Origin of the sequence: Bacillus sp. A01H (assembly GCF_045277205.1) — a bacterium.
Lineage (GTDB): Bacteria > Bacillota > Bacilli > Bacillales > Bacillaceae_G > Bacillus_A > Bacillus_A paranthracis.
Map to the genome: position 1 here is coordinate 4664861 of NZ_CP117702.1, position 22133 is coordinate 4686993.

Consider the following 22133-nt stretch of genomic DNA (forward strand, 5'->3'; position numbering starts at 1 on the left):
ACATTACGCCGATTAGATGGATAATTCTTTAGATAATTGACACATATCTTTATCGATTGTATGTTTTTGAGCTAACGCTTCGATAATGTCATGATCAACAAGTTTATTATTTTGAATACCTACACAACGTCCACCTTTACCAGCAATTAACAATTCAACTGCTCTTGCACCAAGACGACTTGCTAATACACGGTCTTGTGCACTTGGTGATCCACCACGTTGTACGTGACCTAATACAGTTACACGAGTATCAAAGTTTGTTGCTTCTTCAATGTGCTTACCGAAGTCAATTGCACTTCCAACACCTTCAGCTACAACGATAATACTGTGTTTTTTACCACGTTCACTACCGCGTTTCAGACGAGCGATAACCTCATCCATGTCATACTCTTCTTCTGGAATTAAGATTGTCTCCGCACCATCAGCTAAACCAGCCCATAATGCGATATCACCAGCGTGACGTCCCATTACTTCGATAACATATGTACGTTCATGAGATGTAGCTGTGTCACGAATTTTATCAATTGCATCAATAACAGTATTTAAAGCTGTATCGAAACCAATTGTAAAGTCTGTTCCAGGGATATCATTGTCGATTGTACCTGGTACACCAACACATGGGAATCCTTGTTCAGTTAATTTTTTAGCGCCTTGGTAAGAACCATCTCCACCAATAACAACAAGTCCTTCGATACCGTGTTTCTTTAATTGCTCGATACCTTTTAGTCGTACTTCTGGGTCTTTAAACTCAGGACATCTTGCTGTATATAATTTCGTACCACCGCGGTGGATAATATCGCCAACAGAACCTAGTTCTAATTTTTCAATGTGACCAGAAATTAATCCAGCGTATCCATGGTAAATACCATATACTTCAATATCATGGAAAATCGCTTTACGAACAACTGCACGAATGGCAGCATTCATACCAGGTGAATCTCCACCACTTGTTAATACACCAATACGTTTCATTTGTACTCACCTCATAAAGATTATTTGCCTTATAATAAAATAACACGAAAAAATATAAAAATACAATGGAGAAGATGTGTCTTTTCATAATAAAAACGTGCATTCGCGAAGTGGAACGCACGCTTTTCTTATTTTATCCAAATGGAAGCGTTTGAAAACGAAACTTGCCCAATTTTCATATATTTTTCATAACGTTTTTCGATTAATTCATCTTTCGAAATTCCGTTTAATTGTTCAAAAGTTTTTCTAAGCATTAAATCTATATTTTCTGACTGTTTCAAAACATTACGGTGTGCTCCACCTTTTGCCTCTGGAATAATTTCGTCAATTACACCTAATTCTTTCAAATCTGCTGCTGTAATTCTCATCGCCTCTGCAGCTTCCTTTGCTTTTCCTGCATCTTTCCAAAGAATTGCCGCTGCACCCTCTGGCGTAATAACAGAATAAGTGGAATTTTCTAGCATATGAATGTAATCTCCTACTCCAAGACCTAGTGCACCACCACTACCACCTTCGCCGATAACGATACAAATAACAGGCACCGTTAAGCCTGCCATTTCAAATAAATTGCGGGCGATCGCTTCACTTTGACCACGTTCTTCAGCAGCTTTACCAGGATAAGCTCCTTTCGTATCAATAAAACAAATAATTGGACGATTGAACTTTTCCGCCTGCTTCATTAAACGCAATGCTTTTCGATATCCTTCTGGGTGAGGCATCCCAAAATTACGGCGAATATTTTCTTTCGTATCTTTTCCGCGTTGATGCCCGATTACAGTTACAGGCATCCCTTTATACTTCGCAATGCCGCCGACAATCGCTGCATCATCGCCAAATAGACGATCTCCATGACATTCAAAAAAATCAGTAAATAAGTGCTCAATATAATCGAGCGTTGTCGGTCGTTCTGCATGACGAGCAATTTGAACACGGTCCCATACTTTCATATTGCCGTATATATCTTCCTCTAAATTTTCTAGCTTGTCTTCCAAAATACGAATCTCCTCACTGAAGTCCATCTGGCTGTTTTTCGTATAGTCTTTCAGTTCACGAATCTTATTTCTTAGCTCAACAACTGGTTTCTCAAATTCTAGCTCTGCCATACAGCCATTTCCCCTCCTTGATGAACTTCTAAAATCTTACGAAGCGATTCTCTCATATCATCACGATGTACCACCGCATCTAATTGACCATGTTCTAGTAAGAATTCTGCCGTTTGGAAATCTTCCGGTAGTTTCTCACGCACCGTTTGTTCAATTACACGTCTACCAGCAAATCCGATCAGCGCCCCTGGTTCTGCAAGATTATAATCACCAAGTGAAGCGAAACTCGCTGAAACCCCGCCCGTCGTTGGGTGAGTCATAACAGAAATAAATAATCCTCCTGCATTACTATGCTTTTTCAAAGCTACGCTTGTTTTTGCCATTTGCATTAAACTTAATATCCCTTCTTGCATACGGGCACCACCCGAAGCAGTAAAGATAATAAATGGAACTTGTAAGTCGTATGCCTTTTCAACCGCACGGGCAATTTTTTCTCCTACAACAGAGCCCATGCTCCCCATTCGAAAACGAGAATCCATTACTGCAACAACAACAAGCATGTCATCAATTGTTCCTTCACCAGTTACAACCGCTTCGTTCAAGTCAGTCTTCTTACGATCGCTCTCTAGTTTCTCTTCATAATCTGGAAACTCGAGTGGATTTAATGAAACCATTTCTTTGTCATACTCACGGAATGACCCTTCGTCCAATATACTATCAAGACGTTCCCATGCATTCATAGGATGATGATATCCACAATTCACACATACTTTTAAATTTTTTAGAAGCTCTTTCGTATACATGATTTTTTTACATTTCGGACATTTTGTCATAACGCCGTCTGGTACATCTTTTCGTACTTGTTCTGAAGGTATTGCAGCGTACTTTTTCTTTTTCACGAATAAATCTCTTAGCACAATTTGACCCCCTTCGTTGAGAGCTAAGGTTAGCGTAAGAAGAAAATTTGGCTAACACCAAAGTTTGATGTTAGCCTTATCTTCTCAATCTGTCTAATAACCTCACTCTTTACGTTTAACTTTAACCGCTACGCGATAGAATGTTTGTCATAACGTGTCATGGTCATTTCGACAAATTTTATACATTACGAGTGAAACTGTATATTCTCTACTAATTCATCGTAAATTTTTAGTGCATCATTTTCTTGTTTTTCTTCCAAAATAGCGTAAAGCTTTCTATACATATCGATAGAATCTCCTGAAACTTTACAAGAAAGCGTTGATACGTAATCATTTACGATCATCCAAATGCGATATAGTAAATAATTATCGACTTGTTCAATAAGTGTTTTAAAGAACGTTTGGTGAAGCATTGGAACTGAGTTTTCATTTCCTTCAAGCACTTGATGTAATTTACTTAGCACTTTAGAAAACATTTCTTTCGGTAAATTACATACAATTCGAATCATATCTTTCTCAAGCAATCGTTTTGTTTGTAATAAATCACGAATTGTTTTCTCATCTTGCAGCAAGAACGGAGCAATCAATTGTACAAGACCGTTATCGTAAAAGTTTCGAATAAACGTCCCTTCACCACGTCTCGTTTCAATTAATCCTACAAGTTCTAAAGCACGCAACGCTTCTCTTACAGAGGAACGTCCTACGTTTAAACGTGAACTTAACTCACGCTCAGACGGCAAACGATCCCCTGCTACCAATCCATCCTCTTCCATAATGGAACGGATTTTTTTTACAATTTCGAGATATACTTTTGTATTTGATGATGTCAATGGAAATTCCTCGCTTATTCTTTACCAATCAGCGCTAATTGTTTTGTTTTCTCAGCAACTTCATTTGGATCTACTTGACGGCGAGCTACTCCTGTCTCCATTGCAGCTTTTGCAACGTAAGCTGCTACTTGAGGCGCTACACGCGCGTCAAACGGTGCTGGAATGATATAGTCTGCATTTAACTCATCTTCTGCTACAAGCTCAGCAATAGCTTGTACAGCTGCCATCTTCATTTCTTCGTTAATTTGTGTCGCATGTACGTCAAGTGCACCGCGGAAAATACCAGGGAACGCTAGTACATTATTTACTTGGTTTGCGAAGTCAGAACGACCCGTTCCAACAACAGCTGCGCCCGCTGCTTTTGCCAATTCTGGCATAATTTCTGGAACTGGATTCGCCATTGCAAAAATAATTGCATCGTCATTCATTGTACGAACCATCTCTTCTGTTAATGCACCTTCTGCAGATACACCAATGAATACGTCCGCACCTTGTACAACATCAGCTAAAGAACCTTCGATACGATTCTTATTTGTATATTTTGCCACTTCATCCTTCACCGGATTCATACCTGTAGGACGACCATCATAGATTGCCCCTTTACGGTCACACATAATAATGTCGCGTACGCCATAGCGATATAAAAGTTTAATAATTGCAATACCTGCTGCACCTGCGCCATTTGCGACAACTTTAATGTCAGACATTTTCTTTCCAACTAGTTTTAGCGCGTTCACAAGACCCGCTACTGTTACGATAGCTGTTCCGTGTTGATCATCATGGAAGATAGGAATATTTGTTTCTTTTTTCAAACGTTCTTCAATAATGAAGCAGTTTGGTGCTGCGATATCCTCTAAGTTAACGCCGCCAAAAGTTGGCTCCATTAATTTTACAGTTTCAACAATTTTATCTACATCGTTTGTATTTAAGGCAATTGGGAATGCATCTACACCAGCAAAGCTCTTGAATAATACAGCTTTACCTTCCATTACTGGAAGAGATGCTTCAGGTCCGATGTTACCAAGACCAAGTACAGCCGTTCCATCTGTCACAACTGCTACCATATTTCCCTTCATTGTATATTCATATACCTTACTTTTATCGTCATAAATTTCTTTACAAGGTTCTGCAACCCCTGGAGAATATGCAAGACTTAAATCTTTTGCATTTTCTACTTTTACTTTTGATACAGTTTCTAATTTTCCTTGATGCACTTTATGCATGTGAAGTGCTTCTTCACGAAGTGTTGACAAACTATCCACTCTCCTCAAATTATTCTTGCTGATATCAATTTCTCCAAGTGGTCTGACCACGAACACTACTACTATAATAATCGAAGTGTAGGGAAATTGTCCATTATATTTTCACAACCACATTTTCTTCCCCGACAATTTCACGAAGTGCTCCTAAACATTCTTCACTTGGATGAATCGATAAACTTCGTGATAATTGTACCATTTTATGTTCCTTTTCATAATAAATTAGTACTTTCGCAAAACCCGAATAGTCAAACAATATTTTAGTAACCTGATTTAAAAGCTTTTTCTCATATTGAGATGGCAATTTCACGTAAACAGACGCATCTTTCTTTTCTTCATACACATCCATTTCTTCTAACGGATATAGTCCATTTACAATCCATTGCAGCTTATGATTTCTAAGCTCAATCATGCCGTCAACTAAAACAATTGCTCCTTCTTGTAACTTATCTGAGAAATGTATATACGTTTCGGGGAAAAGAACTGCTTCCATTTCATCATTTTGATCACAAAATGTAATAAATGCCATCTTTTGCAACTTTTTCGTACGAATCACTCTCACGCTTGTTATGTACACGATAGCTCTTTGTACTTTTTTCTTATGTCGCATCGCCTGAGCGAGAGTTGGAATTTCTAATTCTTTCGCTAACTTCACATACTGCGCTGTCGGATAGCTTGATAAATAAAAACCTAGTACTTCCTTCTCTTTATTTAACTGTTCAATAAAAGAGAGCTCTTCTCCTTGTACGTATTTTGATTTCGGAACAGCATCTCCTAAATCACGTGCAAGATTGGCATACTCTAACGCTCCTTTAAGACTTTTCCATAAATTCGTTCTCGAAACACCGAAATCGTCAAAACACCCAGACCAGACGAACGCCTCTAAATTTCGCTCTGTTACAAACTTTGATGGCATGCGCAGACAAAATTCAAATAAATCTTCAAACATTTTTTTCTCTCGTTCTTCGATTAATGCTGTCACTGTAGCCATTCCGATGTTTCGAATGGAAAGTAAGCTGTAACGTATTGCATTTCCTTCTATTTGGAAATTGTAACCACTTCTCTGAAGAGACGGCGGCAAAACATGAAAACCTTTTCGCTTCGTTTCGCGTATATACTGCACAATCTTATCTTCATTTCCAATTGCACTCGATAATAGTGCCGTCATAAATTCCAGCGTATAATTCGCTTTTAAGTAAGCAAGCTGATATCCAATCATACTGTAGGCTACAGCGTGACTTCGGTTAAAGCCGTAATTTGCAAATCTTACAATTAAATCATAAATTTTCTCTGCAGATGTCTCGTCATAACCATTTTGTAAACACCCTTGCACAAAATGCTTACGTTCCTGATCTAAAATATCACGATTTTTTTTACTCACTGCACGGCGTAATAAATCGGCTTCTCCGAGCGAGAAGCCCGCCAACTTCGACGCGATTTGCATAATTTGTTCTTGGTATACAATTACACCGTATGTTCTTTCTAAAATCGGCTTTAAGTCCGGATGTAAATATTCAATTTGTCTTTTTCCGTGTTTTGATTCAATAAAGGTTGGAATTTGTTCCATCGGTCCTGGTCTATATAACGAGTTAACAGCAACAATATCTTCAAATTCATTCGGCTTTAACCCGCGAAGCACATTTCGCATACCACCTGATTCAAGCTGGAATACACCTGTTGTATCCCCTCTACCTAACAATTGGAATGTCTTTTCATCTTGAAGTGGTAAATTTCTTATATCGATTTCTTTTCCTGTTTTTTGCACGATAAACTTTATAATATTTTCAAGTAACGTTAAATTACGTAATCCTAAAAAGTCCATCTTGAGCAACCCAAGTTCTTCTAATGCATCAGCTGGGTATTGCGTAACATACACATCGTTATGCCCTTCTTGAATTGCAACACTTCCGGTTAATGGCTCTTGGCTCATAATAACGCCAGCTGCATGAATAGACGTATGACGCGGTAAGCCTTCTACACGTTTTGCAATTTCAAACACACGTTCATGCAGAAGATTCCCTTGTATAAATTCACGGAGTGATTGCGATTCCTCATATGCATCTTTTAACGTTATACCAAGCTTTGATGGGATAAGTTTTGAGAATATGTCGATATCTCGCGGCGGAAGACCCATTACACGCGCAATATCTCTAATTGCCGCTTTCGCTGCAAGCGTCCCAAACGTTACAATTTGCGCAACACGAAGCTGACCATATTTATCCTTCACATATCGAATCATCTCATCACGTCTTATATCCGGAAAATCAATATCAATATCTGGAAGTGTCACACGCTCTGGGTTTAAAAACCTTTCAAATAATAGATCGTATTCAATTGGATCAATATCTGTAATTTCTAATACGTAAGAAACGAGTGAGCCAGCCGCTGATCCACGACCTGGTCCTGTTAAAATATGATTTTCATGCGCGTACTTCATAAAATCCCAGACAATGAGGAAATAATCACTAAACCCCATGCTAGAAATCACGTTTAATTCATGATTCAAACGCTTTATATGTACTTCTTTCGGCGTACCATAACGTTTTTGTAATCCTTCTTCACAAACGCGGCGCAAATACATATCATTCGTCTCGTTAGATGGAACAGGGAATTTCGGTAATTGATTTACATGAAACGGTATTTCTACTCTACAACGTTCTGCAATTTCTACTGTGTTATAAATCGCTTCTTCTACGTGAGAAAATAGGGCTTCCATTTCATCTGATGATTTTAAATAATATTGATCTGTTTTCAGCCTCGGCCTATCAGGATCCGTCATTTTCGTTCCACTTTCAACAGATAATAAACATTCATGAACAAGTGCGTCACTTTGATTGATGTAGCGTACATCGTTCGTCGCTACAACCGGAATATTTATCCTATTCATAAATGCAGGTAATTTTTCTTGCAGAAGCAGTTCATCTTGAATCGCATGATGCTGTAAACTCATATAAAAACTGCCGAACATATTTTGATACATACGAGCTACTTCTTCAGCTTGACTCTCTTTGTCTTCTAATAATAATTGTTCGATTTCCCCATCTTTACCTGGTGAAATAGCAATTAATCCTTTCGCATAATGTGCAAGCCATTTCTTAGGAATACCTTCTTTTGACTTCGTCATAATGCTACTAGAAATCTTTAATAAATTTTGATAACCTATTTCATTTTCAGCAAGTAAGACAAGCGGATAAGACTTTTCTTCTTCTTCACTAAAAATAGAAGCTGTTAAGCCGATAATAGGATGTATACCATGTTTCTTACATGCTTTATAAAACGGAATAACGCCATACATAACATTTTCATCCGTAATAGCTAGCGATGAATAACCGAGCTCTTTCGCCCTAACTACAAGTTCATCAATTTTACAAGCACTTTTTAATAAACTAAAAACGGTTTGACATTGTAAATGCACAAACTTCACTGTTGTACCCTCTCTTTACCTATTTGACTACTTTTATTATAGGTGAAGAGGAAAGAGGAAATCAAAACATACTTCTTATACTTTGTCCATATATATGAAGAAGAAAGGGGAATGACGATGGATGTAAGAGAACACACTTTTTTCTCTCTGCTTATTATTAGTTACTTTATTGCCTTTGGGGTTATACTTGGTGGTTCATTAATTGGTGGATTTGGTGCATTTCTTATCGGAAAACCAACTCTCACTTACATTAATCAATTCGCCCAAAATTTAAGAATTTGGGCACTCGTTGCAGCGATCGGCGGAACATTTGATACTTTTTATAGTTTTGAAAGAAGTTTCTTTGGCGGGGATATGAAAGATATCGTAAAACAAATTCTCCTTATTTTTTTCGCAACAGGTGGTATGCAAACTGGTCTTATTATTATTAAATGGCTAACGCAGGAGCATGTATGAGAGTACCAAGTGCCAATACAGCAAAAAGATGGTATTTAGTTTTAGCTGGTGCTGCTGTTGGGGGCGTGTTGAGCTGGTTTATTTTTTTGTACATATACGGTGTTTTTCAAGAAGAACAAGCTAGTAAAATAGCAGAACAAAGAGAAATTATAGAAAAACAAGAAGCAAAACTCCACGTCCTTCTCGAAGATCAAGAAAAATTAAATACTGAAAATAAACGGCTCTTAACCATTCAAGAGATTAAAATAAAACTTATAAATCGAGAAAAATACGATTTAGACAACCTTACAATTGAAAACATGACTACTTCTATCCATAATGACCTCCAGCATCTTTTAACGAAAAACATACAAAGTATCGCAAAAAATAAAGACCTACTCAAAAAGGTAATCGAAAACAAGACGTACAAACATTACGATCGGCTATACCGTTTTAAAGTCGATACAATATCTTTCGATACCGTGCTTGAAATTAGCATTACGATAGAGAAAGAAAAATAAAGAAGGAGGGGTTTAGCGCCACTCCTTCTTTTCGTTCTAACATATAATTTCTTATTTACAAATCTCACGTAAATCAGCAAATAGACGATCCGCTTCCTCCCAAGAAGATGCTTTTGCACCAGAAGCCATCGGATGTCCTCCGCCGTTATATTGCATTGCTAATTTATTTATAACTGGTCCTTTTGAACGAAGGCGAACACGAATCACATCGTCTTCCTCTAAAAATAGAACCCATGCCTTTAATCCATCAATATTACCAAGTGCTCCAACAACGCCGGATGCCTCAGAAGGAAGTACATCAAATTCTTCTAATACTTCTTTCGTTAATTTAATGTAAGCTGCTCCTTCTTCTACCATCGTAAAGTTTTGTAAAATATAACCGTTTAAACGAGCGATTTTTTCTTTTGTCTTATACATTTCATTGTATAAGTCTGTGAATTTCACACCCATGTCAACAAGCTCACTTACGTAACGAAGTGTTTTTGCTGTTGTATTCGGGAATAAGAAACGACCTGTATCCCCAACAATACCCGCTAAAATAAGACGAGCTGCTTCTTTTGTTATTTTTAATCCTTTATCTTTTCCATAATTATAAAACTCATAAATCATTTCACTTGTAGAACTTGCTGTCGTATCTACCCACGTAATGTCTCCGTATGGATCTTCATTTGGATGATGATCAATTTTGATTAACATCTTCCCTTTTGTATAGCGTTGATCGTCAACACGTTCTTGGTTTGCTGTATCACAAACGATAACGAGCGCATTTTCGTATACACTATCTTCAATATCATCCATTACTCGTAAATATGCTAATGACGGTTCATTGTACCCAACCGTATAAATATTTTTCTCTGGAAACGATTCTTGTAGAACTGTACTAAGACCGCCCTGTGAACCTAACGCATCTGGATCCGGACGCACATGACGATGAATAATAATTGTATCAAACTCTTTAATTGCTCCTAAAATTTGCTCATGCATATGTATAATCTCCTTTTTATTCAACTTCTTCACTTTAACGTGCAGTAAAAGCCCAATGAATGTGGGCTAATCATTAGCACGGACACATCCCCACACTAATGAAAGTCTCACTTTATCCTCCATTATAACGGAAAGTATTTCATACATGCGAACAATTGCTTTATAATAAAAATTAGAAAGTTTAGATATTTCTTTTTTCTATACTATTTTTTCATAAAGCGATGGGAGTGTGCATGATGCCAGTATTAGTCTTCTGTATTATCGTCTCATTTATGTTGTACCTCTTCTACAAAACAAAATACTTTCGTACAAACCGCCCAATGGAGAAAGGTTGGCTCTCAGGAAAATCCGCAATGGCACTCGGTTCATTCGTCTTATTCTTCGGGATAAACCAATTCTTTTTAGAACTTTCAACCGCTCGTATTATCGTTGGTATCTTATTCGTTCTATTTGGCAGTGCAAGTGTATTTAATGGATTTCGCCAATACAAACATTTCTTACCATTAGCAGTTGAAGAAGCCGAAGTCTATGAAGCAACGTAAAAAAGCATCAACATTGTGATGCTTTTTTACGTCCTCTAACTTTCAAAATCATATATGCGACAAACGCAGAAGGAATATTGAATGGATTGCCTTGCACATGGAGATGTAACTGTTCTTCCCCAAAAGACATTTTTTCATATAGCTCTCGCTGAGATAATCCTGTTTTTTTCTTTTTTTCATGTAAACCTTGTAAGTATAAATATTGAATCGGTATCATCACAAGGAAGTAAAATAGTGCGATACTACCAAAAAAGAGTACTGTCGATGACATCATGCATACCACCTTTCAGAAATCCATTTTCTTACAATCAAATTATAACATAGTCTAGAATCCAAATGAATTAATATTCTGTTTTTTTATCAGACAATTGTCTTACTGTATAACTCCTCTTCCGCATACTGAATATATCGGCGAATGAAATAATCAGGATTCTTTTTAATAGGTTCAATATCAAGTCTTAATGGTATTTTCCCTGCCATATAAAAGATTCTTAAAGCAGTTCCAAGTCGAATGGCTGCTTCCGAAATATTTCCCCCATATCCCATCATGAAGTTCCCCCATGCCTCTTCTAACTGTCCAGAAGCAATTAAATGCAATCTAGGAACACCAATATCAAACTCTTTATACCCAAATCCACATTCATCAAAATCGAGTAAATACCAATCCTCTTTGTCTACAAGAATATTTCCAAAATGCATATCTCCGTGAACAAATTGTTTTTCTCCCAATTGAATTGAGTTTGTAAGTTCTTGTATTCTTTCTGCAATTCTCAAGCATTTATTTTTATCCTCATAAGATAAAAAAGAAGCATGTAATAAACATTGTAAAGGCTCATGAATCATCTTTTTCTCGCTATATATAGGTCTTTCATAACCCCTCCAAGTTTGCGGCACACTTTTAAGTACTCCATTTGCTTTTTCATGAAACATTCGCATGAGTGATCCAAGTTTTTCATAATCTTTATCCTTTGGTTCTATAATTTCACTTCCATTTATAAACCTAAAGACAACAAAATACTGGATACTTCCCTCATCTTTCATAACAGGTGTGATCCAGTCACCATCTTTATTTACAACTACTTCTGGTACTAACATTTGTTTTTGTATCGCTATTAACCAATGTATTTCAGCTTCTATTTGCTCGGCTGTATAACGTCCTTCTCTATACTGCCTAACTACAAATTTATTTTTGTCCGATTCGAACATATATGTTTGATTTTCTCCCCCATGCAACAATGAAACTTTCATAAGACTATTTAAATTATATTGCTTACATAACTGCTCTTTAATGTGAAAATCCATTCTTCTCCCCCCTAGTACATATAGTGCAGCATAGTTTCCCTTTAATAATTAGTAGTGTAAGCTTTTCTATCGACTAACAACCAATTCTCTAACCTGATATAGATTAGCTAAAGTCTCCAACATATACTGCTATTTTTGCACTTCACTACCCAAACTCTTACGCAGCTTAAATAACAGCTTCAAAATCCAATAAAACAAAATAAAGTTAAAGAAAAAGCCTAATGGATTAAAAGATATTTCCCATCCACCATAATAAACAAATGTTTCAGCTGGTACACCAAAGTATAGAAAATCGCCCTTATTTTCTCCAGCTGTAGAGATAAAGGAACAAACAATAGCGAAAATCAAACTTACTACATACAATTTCTTTTTCTTTATATCCATTCTTCGATGTGTTAACACATGAAAAGTTATTGCAAATACTACCCCTAAAAAGAGAATTATTACTCCCATTCGACACCTCCACAATTATTGTTCAAGCATCTTCAAATGATTGCACGCTTCTATTTATAAATATGAAACAGAACGTAATTTACCTTTTTCTTTTGCAATTCAAAACATAATAGATTCAGTTGATAACTAAATTTTAAAAAGCTCTACTATACCTTCTTAAAAAAAATGGAACAAACCAAAGCGGCTTGCTCCATCTTTTTATTTATCGATCAATTGCACCATAAGTAATGCTTTCCCAACAACATTACCTTCATGATGTACTTCTACATCAACCTTACCAAATTTACGTCCTATTTCTAATACTTTCGGATGAACCGATACAACATTGTCAATTTGAACTGGTTTTACGAAATAAATTGTTAAGTTCTCAACAATTAAATCGCTCTTCTTTTGCGCACGAATAACGCGATTCGTTGCTTCTGTCACAATCGTTGCGAATACACCGTAAGATAGCGTTCCGATTGAATTCGTCATTTGCGGTGTCACTGAAAATTGATATAGATGCTCATTTTTCGCTTCTTTCGGCGTCATAAATTGATTCGTTACAATATCATCGATTGTTTCACCGACTTGCGGTTGACGCTGAATCATTTGCAACGCCTGAAGTACATCTTGACGGCTAATAATACCTTGCAACTTATTTCCTTCATCAACAACTGGAAGTAACTCAATACCTTCCCACACCATCATACGCGCCGCAGCTGCGACAGACATTTTTCCATTTACCGTAATCGGATGCTTTGTCATCACTTTATCAATTGGTGTTTCTTTCGCTACACCGATCATATCTTTTGAAGTTACAATACCTAACACCTTTTTATTTTCATCAACAATCGGATATCTTCCGTGCATCGTCTCTTCGTTATACGCATGCCATTGCTGCACTGTATCATCTGGCTTTAAATATAACGTTTCTTCAATTGGCGTTAAAATATCTTCAACGAGTACAATTTCTTTCTTAATAAGCTGATCGTAAATCGCACGGTTAATTAACGTTGCAACTGTAAATGTATCGTAACTACTTGAAATAATCGGCAGTTTTAATTCATCTGCTAATTTCTTCACATGATCTTCCGTATCAAATCCGCCCGTAATTAACACCGCAGCTCCGGTTTCTAACGCTAATTGATGTGCGTTCGTACGATTACCGACAATAAGTAAGTTTCCAGCTTCTGTATAGCGCATCATCGCTTCTAATTTCATTGCTCCGATTACGAATTTATTTAACGTTTTATGTAGTCCTTCTCTGCCTCCAAGTACTTGACCATCGACAATGTTAACGACTTCTGCATATGTCAGCTTTTCAATATTTTCTTTCTTCTTTTGTTCAATTCGAATTGTTCCGACACGTTCAATCGTACTAACATACCCTTTATTTTCTGCATCTTTAATTGCACGATAAGCTGTACCTTCACTTACACTCAAATCTTTTGCAATTTGCCTTACAGAAATTTTATGCCCTACTGGCAGGCTATTAATATGTTCTAAAATTTGGTTATGCTTGGTAGCCAAATGGTTTCACCATACTTTCTTTTCCCTAAATTCTTCATGTGTTGTATTTTCAGTATACTATATTTTCAAAACTGTTACACTCTCTCTTTGTATATCTGTACTATTTTTTTTACAACAAAATACACCTTACATTACACCACTTCTTCTATTACAACAATGTAATGGTATTGTCATCTCGTTCGATAGTTTGTCCAGCCACTTCCATATACAATGAAGACAAGAAATGAAACAAAGGAGCGGATACATGATGAAAAAATTATTAGAAGTTGTAGGTGCTGTATTGTTAGCTTTCGTAGACGGGAAAAAAGTTGCAATGGAATTGAATGAAACACCTGAACAGCCACTTCCAAAAAGAAAAGAATCATCAAAACAAGTACAACCTTTACAAGCTGTCCTACACACGTAAAAAACCCTTCACTTGTCTTTTCAAATGAAGGGTTTCTTTTCTATAGTGTAATACTTTCTCCAGCTTCTAATACTTTCCCTGTACAATTTTGTAGCTTTTCTACAAATTGATATGGATCTTGTTCAATAACCGGGAACGTATTGTAATGCATCGGTACAACAGTTTTCGCCTGAACCCATTTTGCTGCTAAAACAGCATCTTCTGGTCCCATTGTGAAATTATCACCAATTGGTAAAAATGCTACATCAATGTTATTTAATTCCCCAATTAATTTCATATCAGAGAATAGAGCAGTATCCCCTGCATGGTACAAAGTCTTCTCTTCTGCTGTAAATAAAATACCCGCTGGCATACCTGTATATGTAATCGTCTTATTTTCTTCATCAATATAACTAGAGCCGTGGAATGCTTGTGTAAACTTCACTTTTCCGAAGTCAAATTCATGTGAACCACCAATATGCATCGGATGTGTTTTTACACCTTGCCAACTTAAAAATGTCGCTAGTTCAAATGGTGCCACTACAACTGCATTATTTTTCTTCGCAAGTTCTACTGTATCTCCAACATGATCACCATGACCGTGTGATAAAAGAATCGCATCTACTTTTACATCTTCAGCCTTTAAATCTGTTTTGGGATTTCCTGTTAAAAACGGATCAATTAAAATTACTTTTCCATTCGTTTCAATCTTTACAACTGAATGCCCGTGATAAGATACTTTCATTATTACATTCCTCCCCTTATTACATTCTCACTTTTTATTCTACATGATTTTTCAATTCCCTGTCTTTTCTAACATCGATTTACTTGTCATAACGCTTTCTTCCGAGTTAAAGTTATATTTGTAATTAAATATCTCGGGGGTGCCAATCGATGAATGCTAGATTAGAAAATTTAATGCAATGGCTAAAAGAAAAAAACGTTGAAGCTGCGTTCTTAACTTCTACACCGAACGTCTTCTACATGACAAACTTCCACTGTGAACCACACGAAAGACTTCTTGGTATGTTTGTATTCCAAGAAAAAGAACCTATTTTAATTTGCCCTAAAATGGAAGAAGGCCAAGCACGTAACGCTGGCTGGGCACATGAAATTATCGGATTTACTGATACTGACAGACCATGGGATATGATTGCAAAAGCAATTAAAGACCGCGGTATCAATGCAAATGCAGTTGCAATTGAAAAAGAACATTTAAACGTAGAGCGCTACGAAGAATTAACAAAATTATTCCCAAATGCAGCTTTCACGTCAGCTGAGGAAAAAGTTCGTGAACTTCGTTTAATTAAAGACGAAAAAGAACTTTCTATTTTACGCGAAGCAGCTAAAATGGCAGACTATGCTGTTGAGGTTGGTGTAAATGCAATTAAAGAAGATCGTAGCGAACTAGAAGTATTAGCAATTATTGAACACGAATTAAAAACAAAAGGCATACATAAAATGTCATTTGATACGATGGTATTAGCAGGTGCAAACTCTGCTCTTCCACACGGTATTCCAGGTGCAAACAAAATGAAACGCGGCGATTTCGTACTATTTGATTTAGGCGTAATCATTGACGGCTATTGCTCTGACATTACACGTACAGTGGCATTTGGCGACATTTCTGAAGAACAAACTCGTATTTACAACACTGTACTTGCTGGACAACTACAAGCAGTTGAAGCATGTAAACCAGGTGTTACACTTGGTGCAATCGACAACGCTGCTCGTTCTGTTATCGCAGATGCAGGTTACGGCGACTTCTTCCCGCACCGCCTTGGTCACGGACTAGGAATTAGCGTACACGAATATCCAGATGTAAAAGCTGGTAACGAATCTCCATTAAAAGAAGGTATGGTCTTCACAATCGAGCCAGGTATTTACGTACCAAACGTAGGTGGCGTTCGTATTGAAGATGATATTTATATCACAAAAGACGGATCAGAAATTTTAACGAAATTCCCGAAAGAATTACAATTTGTAAAATAATAAAAAAGGCAGCGTGAGTGCTGCCTTTTTCTATTTCCGCTTTAACACCATCTTCTCTTCATACTTATCATCCCATTTAATCACAATCTCTATCGGTTCATCTTTAGATAGAGGCGCACAACTTACACAAGAAGACTTCATTTCAATCTTTGCTCCTTTATGATTTTTTGACGTTTGTGTCATTGTGCTAAAGGCTCCATTAATAGCAATCTCTAAATTTTTAAATTCTGTATTTCCATCTCCGCCCTTATACTGAAATGTAAACATTCCATCTTCACTGTCATCCTTAATATGGCCTTTATATTGTCCCGTCCAACTTTTGCTCTCGCTAGAAAAAGTAACATACCAAATCGAGCAGCTTCCTAAAAAGAAAATACTAATGAAAAAGAAGGCCACTTAAAAAGTGCCTTCTTCTATTTCACTAATATTTAATTGAAATTTCACGATCCAAACTGAGAAAAGGTGGACAAGAAGCGCAAACGCCATACATGCTCCGCTTAAAAAAGTTAGTATAGGATGCGAATACACGTGCCCTAATCCATAAGATATCGCCACGAAAAACATTGTTATGTAAATATAAATTGCTCCATGTATTTGCCTCATATAAACCTCCTTTTCATATAGTATAACATAAATTTTCTGATTATTCACATTAATAGACTGTAATTAATATTTCTCAACTGTTACACCTCTAACAGCCGCTTTAATATATGGCGCTCCTTGTAAACTTTGTAAATCCTCTGTTTTACCTGTTACAACTACACCTTATATTGGTAGGTCTTTTGGTTTTCTGTTTTTTATTTCTTTATAGTCTGTCCTAAAAGATTCTTAATATCCCACTTTTATTTTCACTTAAAGATATCCAAATACAGCTTTTCTACATTTTTATCATAATAAAAAGCACATCTATTTTGATGCGCCCTTCACATATATTTTATTAACATATAAATCACTTTTTTGAAATAAAGACTCTCACTCATCTCTCTCCATACTATCGTTATGACTTAGTTTCCATAATAATTGAACGAGGATAAAACCCCAGCTTTTCATAAAACGATACAGCTTCATTTCCGTACACTACTGTTAATTCAATTTCATCTATCTTCTTCGCTTTAAACCATTCCACTGCACTATTCATTAATTTCAAACCAAATCCGTTTCCTCGGTGTTTTTCATCAACGAATAAAACTTCAATCTTTCCGTTTACACTTTTGCTATATGCTATACAACATCCTAATATATTATCTGTTTCCGTCTCAACTAATAATTCAATTCTATACTCTCCGTACTTTGAATTTTGTTTATAATTTTCAATACGTTCCTCAAATGACATTCTTGGATAGTCACCAGAAAAATGTTTTGATGTATTATTATGATATTCATGCAATTTATTTAAAGGTTCTCTTATTACTTCTATTTCATCGAGAGTGATATATTTATTACTAATTCTCATCCTACAGCATCTCCAATAATGTATATTCAACCAAAAAGATGACCATTTTACGGTTACAAAATACCAATCTATTATTTCATCGCATCCTTCACAACATCTTGAATCATAACGACTTCTGTTTTCATATCAACAGAGGGTGCTTCTTCATCAATACATTCATACCAAAATTCCAAATGCTTTTTATCAATTTCATGATGAGAATTTTCGACAAGAGCCCCGCCTTCTCCTTGCACAGAATACCAATATAAGTACTCTTCTCCATCTCTTATTTCCCGGAAAATTGTCTCAACGTACATCTTTTCGTCGTTTAATGTCAAAAGCACTTCTTTCATATTGTCATTCAGAAGCTGCATCCATTCATCTACACGATGACTTTTACCAGGCTTCACTTTAAATCTCGTTAATTCCACATTCATTTTTATTCCCCCGTTTTCTTCCGTACAAATAATCTATATTCTATTGGATTATGAAAACTTAATTTGCTAGCTAATTTTCGCGAAGAAGTATTGTCTACATAACAATCCCAGCACGGTGTAATATCATTTTGCATACAATGTTCAATAAACCGTGTTGCGACAGCTTGGGCTAATCCTTTCCCTTGATATGCTTTATGCGTCGCAATATCAATTTCCACAAATCCATTCCCATTAAATATTGAAACACATTCCGCTACAATCATCCCATCTTGTTCTATATAAAATCCAAAACCACCGTTCAAAAACGTTTCTTTTGATCCCCAATATTCTTTGTAGTACTCTTCTGTAAATTCACTGCTTCGTTCTATATATCTTCTATCAATACGCTTCACTTCATATGTATTTTTGTTACAATTTCGTTTTCTCTCTTCAAAGATTACGCTTTGAAACTTCATTCGCGGGATGTTTCGAAGTACATGACTAAAACGTTCTTCTATCATCATTTCCCACTCGTCACTCGAAGAGAACAATGTAAATCTCTTCTCTGTTTTTTCAATAGCCTTTTTTATAAAAGAAAATAAATCTTCGTTGTAATTTTGATCATCAGTATGACCAAATAAATAATAAATGCCATTCGCTGTACGAATTAGTCCTGCTGTTAACTTCTCGTTTACAAAAACATCACCATCTATCACTTGATCACATACCGCATAAGCAAACGTCGTCGTTTTTGTATGGCTTTCTAAAATCGGAAGGATTTTTCTATACTCAGCTACAGATAATTTTTTCATAATTGCTCCACTTTAATCGTATCCGCCTCTATATGTTCAAAACAAAGATTTACCGTTCTCTTTAATGCTCTCGTTCTATGAATCGTACATGCTGGAATTAAAATAGAATCATTCGGCTTTAATACCGCTGTTTCTCCATCTTCAAAATCAATAAGTAATTCTCCCTCTAACACAATAAATAATTCATCTGAATTAGAATGATAGTGCCAATCATATTCACCAGTAAACACAGCGATTCGTAAGCAATGACTATTTACATTTGAAACGACGAAGTTTTTATGTTGCTCTTGAATGTCCTTTGTTAATTCTATTAAGTTCACAGTTTCCATCTTTCGTCTCATCCTTTCATTAGTCGCTCTTCTGAGAAATCAACTTAGTCTCCACCACCTCCGCAATCTCCTCCACCATCACTTGAGCTGCTACAATCATTGCTACTGTAATCACCGAATCCACTTGATGAGCTTGAAGCGTATGAAGATTTTTTGCTCATTTTTCTTTGCCTATCTTTCTTACCTTCATGACTAGGCCATACTGTATCAAATAATATAAAAAATAAAACTAATTCTATTGCAACAAGGAGAAATTCTAAAATACTCTCAATAATATTAGGAGTTATCTCAAAACTGTAAAACACTCCAAATGAATACATACACAAAATTACATACAGAACCATACAAATATACCGAAATGTTTTTTCTATCATAAGGACTACTTTTTTTGAAATAGGTATGTGTATGTTCTGTTCTTGTTTTTTCTTTATATACTTTTGTCTCTTAGCCTGCTTTTTCTTCCTCTTTTTACTCCCCACCCAATCCCCTCTTTTGACTTTCATTTTTCATTTAATTCCAAATTATCACAAAAAATAACATTATAACAAGCTATATTTCACGTAAAGTTTTGTTTACTTTTTGTAAAGCTTCATTTACTTATTACCAAAAAATGGATATAATAAATGTAACAAATTTATAAAAAGGAGACTTTGTATATTTGATTAAAAATAGGGTAAAACAATTCCGCGTCGTTAGAGACATCACCCAAGAACAATTAGCTTCCTCTGTTCAAATCACTAGACAATCCCTCATCGCTATCGAAAAAAACAAATACAACCCAAGTTTAGAATTAGCATTGAAATTATGTGAGTTTTTCAACTGTAAAGTAGAAGATTTATTTCAATTAGATAAAACTGGGGAGGAAAAAGAATGAAAAATACTTCTAATCAAAAGTTCATTTCACATCTTACTCTTTTATTGTTAGGATCATCATTACTTTATTTCAATAGTAACGACGAAGAAAAGATTAGTTCTGTCCTTCTATTCGTTGGTGTATACATACTCTTAGATTTAATACTATTAGTAGTGAAAAAAATATTCTTTAAGAAAAAAAAGAGCGTTTCTGAGAAATATCCATTACCTGAGATGGATGAAAGAATCGAGAAGATGAGTTTAAAGCTTATGGCACAAATTTTCGGTCTCTCTCATTTAGTCGGCTCTGTGATACTATTTATTTTATATATCACTGACAAAAACTCGATGATACGAGTTGAGTATGCCTTATATTACTTGTTCGGCATTCTTTTCTTTACAATGATGTTCGGATTGAAAATTGTAAAGAAACTAGATAATTAACTCAAATAAAAAGCCCCTCCTTACGAAAGGAGGGGCTTACATGTATTTCTATTATGATAAAGCAGGAGCTTTTTCAAGAAGCTCTTTCGCATCAGCGTATTGTAAACCGTGAGCTTCTGCAACTGCTTCGAATGTTACGTATCCATCTAATGTGTTAATACCTTTTAGTAATGCAGTGTTGCCTAAGCAAGCATCTTTGTAGCCTTTGTTCGCAATTTGTACTGCATATGGTACTGTTACATTTGTTAATGCAAGAGTTGATGTACGTGGAACCGCACCTGGCATATTAGCAACTGCATAATGAACAACGCCATGTTTTTCGTAAGTTGGGTTGTCATGAGTTGTAATACGGTCAGTTGTTTCGAAAATACCACCTTGGTCAATCGCGATATCTACAACGACAGAACCTGGTTCCATTGATTGAATCATTTCTTCTGTTACAAGTTTTGGCGCTTTTGCACCTGGAATTAATACTGCACCAATAACAAGATCAGATTCTTTTACAGCTTCTGCGATGTTGTATGGATTAGACATTAACGTTTTTACTTGGTTACCGAAAATGTCATCTAGTTGACGAAGACGTTCTGCACTTAAGTCGATGATTGTTACATCTGCACCTAAACCTACTGCAATCTTCGCTGCGTTTGTACCAGCTTGACCACCGCCGATAATTGTTACTTTGCCGCGTTTTACCCCTGGAACGCCTGCAAGTAAAATACCTTTACCACCCTTGTTTTTCTCAAGGAATTGTGCACCGATTTGTGCAGACATACGACCTGCTACTTCACTCATAGGTGCAAGCAATGGTAATGAACGATTGTCTAATTGTACTGTTTCGTATGCAATTGATACAACTTTGTTATCAATTAATGCTTTTGTTAATTCTGGTTCTGGAGCTAAGTGTAAGTATGTGAATAAAATTAAACCTTCACGGAAATAACCGTATTCACTTGCTACTGGCTCTTTTACCTTCATAACCATATCTTGATTCCATGCTTCTTCAGCAGTTTCAACAAGTTTCGCACCAGCTTGTACGTATTCTTCATCCGTAAAGCCAGATCCTAAACCTGCTCCTTTTTGAACAAAAACTTCATGACCATTTTGTACTAAATGTACTGCTCCCGCTGGCGTCATTGCCACGCGGTTTTCATTGTTTTTAATTTCTGTTGGAATACCGATACGCATTATTAGTTCCCCCTTGAGTTATGAAATGACCCCTGAATCATTTTTTAAAGCGCTTTCTACGCTCTTATATTTTAACATAATATCTCAATATT

27 protein-coding genes and 1 pseudogene are annotated in these 22133 nt (G+C 36.1%); 7 read left to right on the forward strand and 21 right to left on the reverse strand.

The window, feature by feature from the left end; genetic code table 11:
* Nucleotides 1-12: 12 nt before the first annotated feature.
* The 6 genes from pfkA to dnaE form a co-directional block, all read right to left on the reverse strand.
* Nucleotides 13-972, reverse strand: a complete 960-nt coding sequence (gene pfkA / locus PSR14_RS24715; protein WP_000821160.1) for a 6-phosphofructokinase — start codon at nucleotides 970-972, stop codon at nucleotides 13-15.
* 128 nt (nucleotides 973-1100) lie between these two features.
* A complete protein-coding gene (accA, locus tag PSR14_RS24720; protein WP_000818794.1) occupies nucleotides 1101-2075 on the reverse strand; it encodes an acetyl-CoA carboxylase carboxyl transferase subunit alpha in 975 nt (324 codons plus the stop codon).
* Nucleotides 2063-2932, reverse strand: coding sequence for an acetyl-CoA carboxylase, carboxyltransferase subunit beta (accD, locus tag PSR14_RS24725; protein ID WP_000942861.1), 870 nt, complete (start codon nucleotides 2930-2932; stop codon nucleotides 2063-2065). The genes accA and accD overlap by 13 nt, the downstream gene beginning before the upstream one ends.
* A gap of 185 nt (nucleotides 2933-3117) precedes the next feature.
* The gene (locus PSR14_RS24730) at nucleotides 3118-3762 is read right to left on the reverse strand and encodes a FadR/GntR family transcriptional regulator (protein ID WP_000204431.1); all 645 of its coding nucleotides are present in this window, start codon (nucleotides 3760-3762) and stop codon (nucleotides 3118-3120) included.
* A gap of 14 nt (nucleotides 3763-3776) precedes the next feature.
* Nucleotides 3777-4985: an NADP-dependent malic enzyme gene (locus PSR14_RS24735; RefSeq protein WP_001970845.1), complete on the reverse strand. Its 1209-nt coding sequence runs from the start codon at nucleotides 4983-4985 to the stop codon at nucleotides 3777-3779.
* 133 nt (nucleotides 4986-5118) lie between these two features.
* Nucleotides 5119-8445: a DNA polymerase III subunit alpha gene (dnaE, locus tag PSR14_RS24740; RefSeq protein ID WP_000673750.1), complete on the reverse strand. Its 3327-nt coding sequence runs from the start codon at nucleotides 8443-8445 to the stop codon at nucleotides 5119-5121.
* Between the two features lie 42 nt (nucleotides 8446-8487).
* Between dnaE and PSR14_RS24745 the strand changes: the two genes are divergently transcribed.
* Nucleotides 8488-8901, forward strand: coding sequence for a YtrH family sporulation protein (locus PSR14_RS24745; protein ID WP_001998397.1), 414 nt, complete (start codon nucleotides 8488-8490; stop codon nucleotides 8899-8901).
* Entirely contained in the window at nucleotides 8898-9401 is a 504-nt protein-coding gene (gene ytrI / locus PSR14_RS24750) for a sporulation membrane protein YtrI (protein WP_001265735.1), read from the forward strand. The genes PSR14_RS24745 and ytrI overlap by 4 nt, the downstream gene beginning before the upstream one ends.
* A 51-nt stretch (nucleotides 9402-9452) precedes the next feature.
* Here ytrI and PSR14_RS24755 read toward each other — a convergent pair whose 3' ends face one another.
* Nucleotides 9453-10385, reverse strand: a complete 933-nt coding sequence (locus tag PSR14_RS24755; RefSeq protein WP_098487450.1) for a bifunctional oligoribonuclease/PAP phosphatase NrnA — start codon at nucleotides 10383-10385, stop codon at nucleotides 9453-9455.
* Between the two features lie 236 nt (nucleotides 10386-10621).
* Here PSR14_RS24755 and PSR14_RS24760 point away from each other — a divergent pair, with 236 nt between their 5' ends.
* The gene (locus tag PSR14_RS24760) at nucleotides 10622-10927 is read left to right on the forward strand and encodes a YtpI family protein (protein ID WP_001144765.1); all 306 of its coding nucleotides are present in this window, start codon (nucleotides 10622-10624) and stop codon (nucleotides 10925-10927) included.
* Nucleotides 10928-10934: 7 nt separating this feature from the next.
* Here PSR14_RS24760 and PSR14_RS24765 read toward each other — a convergent pair whose 3' ends face one another.
* From PSR14_RS24765 to PSR14_RS24780, 4 genes are all read right to left on the reverse strand, one after another.
* Nucleotides 10935-11198, reverse strand: coding sequence for a DUF3949 domain-containing protein (locus PSR14_RS24765; protein ID WP_000099739.1), 264 nt, complete (start codon nucleotides 11196-11198; stop codon nucleotides 10935-10937).
* Nucleotides 11199-11287: 89 nt separating this feature from the next.
* Nucleotides 11288-12229: a phosphotransferase enzyme family protein gene (locus PSR14_RS24770; protein WP_000345500.1), complete on the reverse strand. Its 942-nt coding sequence runs from the start codon at nucleotides 12227-12229 to the stop codon at nucleotides 11288-11290.
* A 129-nt stretch (nucleotides 12230-12358) separates the two neighbouring features.
* Nucleotides 12359-12682, reverse strand: coding sequence for a hypothetical protein (locus PSR14_RS24775; RefSeq protein ID WP_000538208.1), 324 nt, complete (start codon nucleotides 12680-12682; stop codon nucleotides 12359-12361).
* Between the two features lie 198 nt (nucleotides 12683-12880).
* Nucleotides 12881-14194, reverse strand: coding sequence for a CBS domain-containing protein (locus PSR14_RS24780; RefSeq protein WP_000201583.1), 1314 nt, complete (start codon nucleotides 14192-14194; stop codon nucleotides 12881-12883).
* 244 nt (nucleotides 14195-14438) lie between these two features.
* Between PSR14_RS24780 and PSR14_RS24785 the strand changes: the two genes are divergently transcribed.
* Entirely contained in the window at nucleotides 14439-14600 is a 162-nt protein-coding gene (locus PSR14_RS24785) for a hypothetical protein (RefSeq protein ID WP_000976310.1), read from the forward strand.
* A gap of 40 nt (nucleotides 14601-14640) precedes the next feature.
* Here PSR14_RS24785 and PSR14_RS24790 read toward each other — a convergent pair whose 3' ends face one another.
* Nucleotides 14641-15324: a metal-dependent hydrolase gene (locus PSR14_RS24790; RefSeq protein WP_000868938.1), complete on the reverse strand. Its 684-nt coding sequence runs from the start codon at nucleotides 15322-15324 to the stop codon at nucleotides 14641-14643.
* A gap of 149 nt (nucleotides 15325-15473) precedes the next feature.
* Between PSR14_RS24790 and pepQ the strand changes: the two genes are divergently transcribed.
* Complete coding sequence (gene pepQ / locus PSR14_RS24795) at nucleotides 15474-16571, forward strand: Xaa-Pro dipeptidase (protein WP_000994042.1); 1098 nt, start codon at nucleotides 15474-15476, stop codon at nucleotides 16569-16571.
* A gap of 30 nt (nucleotides 16572-16601) precedes the next feature.
* Here pepQ and PSR14_RS24800 read toward each other — a convergent pair whose 3' ends face one another.
* From PSR14_RS24800 to PSR14_RS24835, 8 genes and pseudogenes are all read right to left on the reverse strand, one after another.
* Nucleotides 16602-16967: a hypothetical protein gene (locus tag PSR14_RS24800; protein ID WP_073536128.1), complete on the reverse strand. Its 366-nt coding sequence runs from the start codon at nucleotides 16965-16967 to the stop codon at nucleotides 16602-16604.
* Nucleotides 16968-17174: a hypothetical protein gene (locus PSR14_RS24805; protein WP_001248905.1), complete on the reverse strand. Its 207-nt coding sequence runs from the start codon at nucleotides 17172-17174 to the stop codon at nucleotides 16968-16970.
* A gap of 63 nt (nucleotides 17175-17237) precedes the next feature.
* Nucleotides 17238-17430, reverse strand: a pseudogene (locus PSR14_RS24810) (hypothetical protein); the annotation flags it as partial.
* Nucleotides 17431-17568: 138 nt separating this feature from the next.
* Nucleotides 17569-18024, reverse strand: coding sequence for a GNAT family N-acetyltransferase (locus tag PSR14_RS24815; RefSeq protein WP_001222927.1), 456 nt, complete (start codon nucleotides 18022-18024; stop codon nucleotides 17569-17571).
* Nucleotides 18025-18095: 71 nt separating this feature from the next.
* Nucleotides 18096-18440: a DUF6176 family protein gene (locus PSR14_RS24820; protein ID WP_001100205.1), complete on the reverse strand. Its 345-nt coding sequence runs from the start codon at nucleotides 18438-18440 to the stop codon at nucleotides 18096-18098.
* A gap of 2 nt (nucleotides 18441-18442) precedes the next feature.
* A complete protein-coding gene (locus tag PSR14_RS24825; protein WP_073536127.1) occupies nucleotides 18443-19231 on the reverse strand; it encodes a GNAT family N-acetyltransferase in 789 nt (262 codons plus the stop codon).
* On the reverse strand, nucleotides 19228-19560 hold the full coding sequence (locus PSR14_RS24830) for a cupin domain-containing protein (protein WP_000450943.1): 333 nt from the start codon (nucleotides 19558-19560) through the stop codon (nucleotides 19228-19230). The genes PSR14_RS24825 and PSR14_RS24830 overlap by 4 nt, the downstream gene beginning before the upstream one ends.
* 44 nt (nucleotides 19561-19604) lie before the next feature.
* Nucleotides 19605-20039, reverse strand: coding sequence for a hypothetical protein (locus tag PSR14_RS24835; protein WP_073536126.1), 435 nt, complete (start codon nucleotides 20037-20039; stop codon nucleotides 19605-19607).
* 179 nt (nucleotides 20040-20218) lie between these two features.
* On the opposite strand from PSR14_RS24835, the gene PSR14_RS24840 reads away from it, so the two are divergent.
* Both PSR14_RS24840 and PSR14_RS24845 read left to right on the forward strand, forming a co-directional pair.
* A complete protein-coding gene (locus PSR14_RS24840) occupies nucleotides 20219-20434 on the forward strand; it encodes a helix-turn-helix transcriptional regulator (RefSeq protein ID WP_000594782.1) in 216 nt (71 codons plus the stop codon).
* Nucleotides 20431-20856 carry a hypothetical protein gene (locus tag PSR14_RS24845; protein WP_000799452.1) on the forward strand — a complete coding sequence of 142 codons (426 nt, stop codon included), beginning with the start codon at nucleotides 20431-20433 and terminating at the stop codon, nucleotides 20854-20856. Before PSR14_RS24840 ends, PSR14_RS24845 begins: the two co-directional genes overlap by 4 nt.
* Nucleotides 20857-20907: 51 nt before the next feature.
* Here the strand turns inward: PSR14_RS24845 and ald are convergent, their stop codons facing one another.
* A complete protein-coding gene (gene ald / locus PSR14_RS24850) occupies nucleotides 20908-22041 on the reverse strand; it encodes an alanine dehydrogenase (protein ID WP_001219405.1) in 1134 nt (377 codons plus the stop codon).
* Nucleotides 22042-22133: the final 92 nt, after the last annotated feature.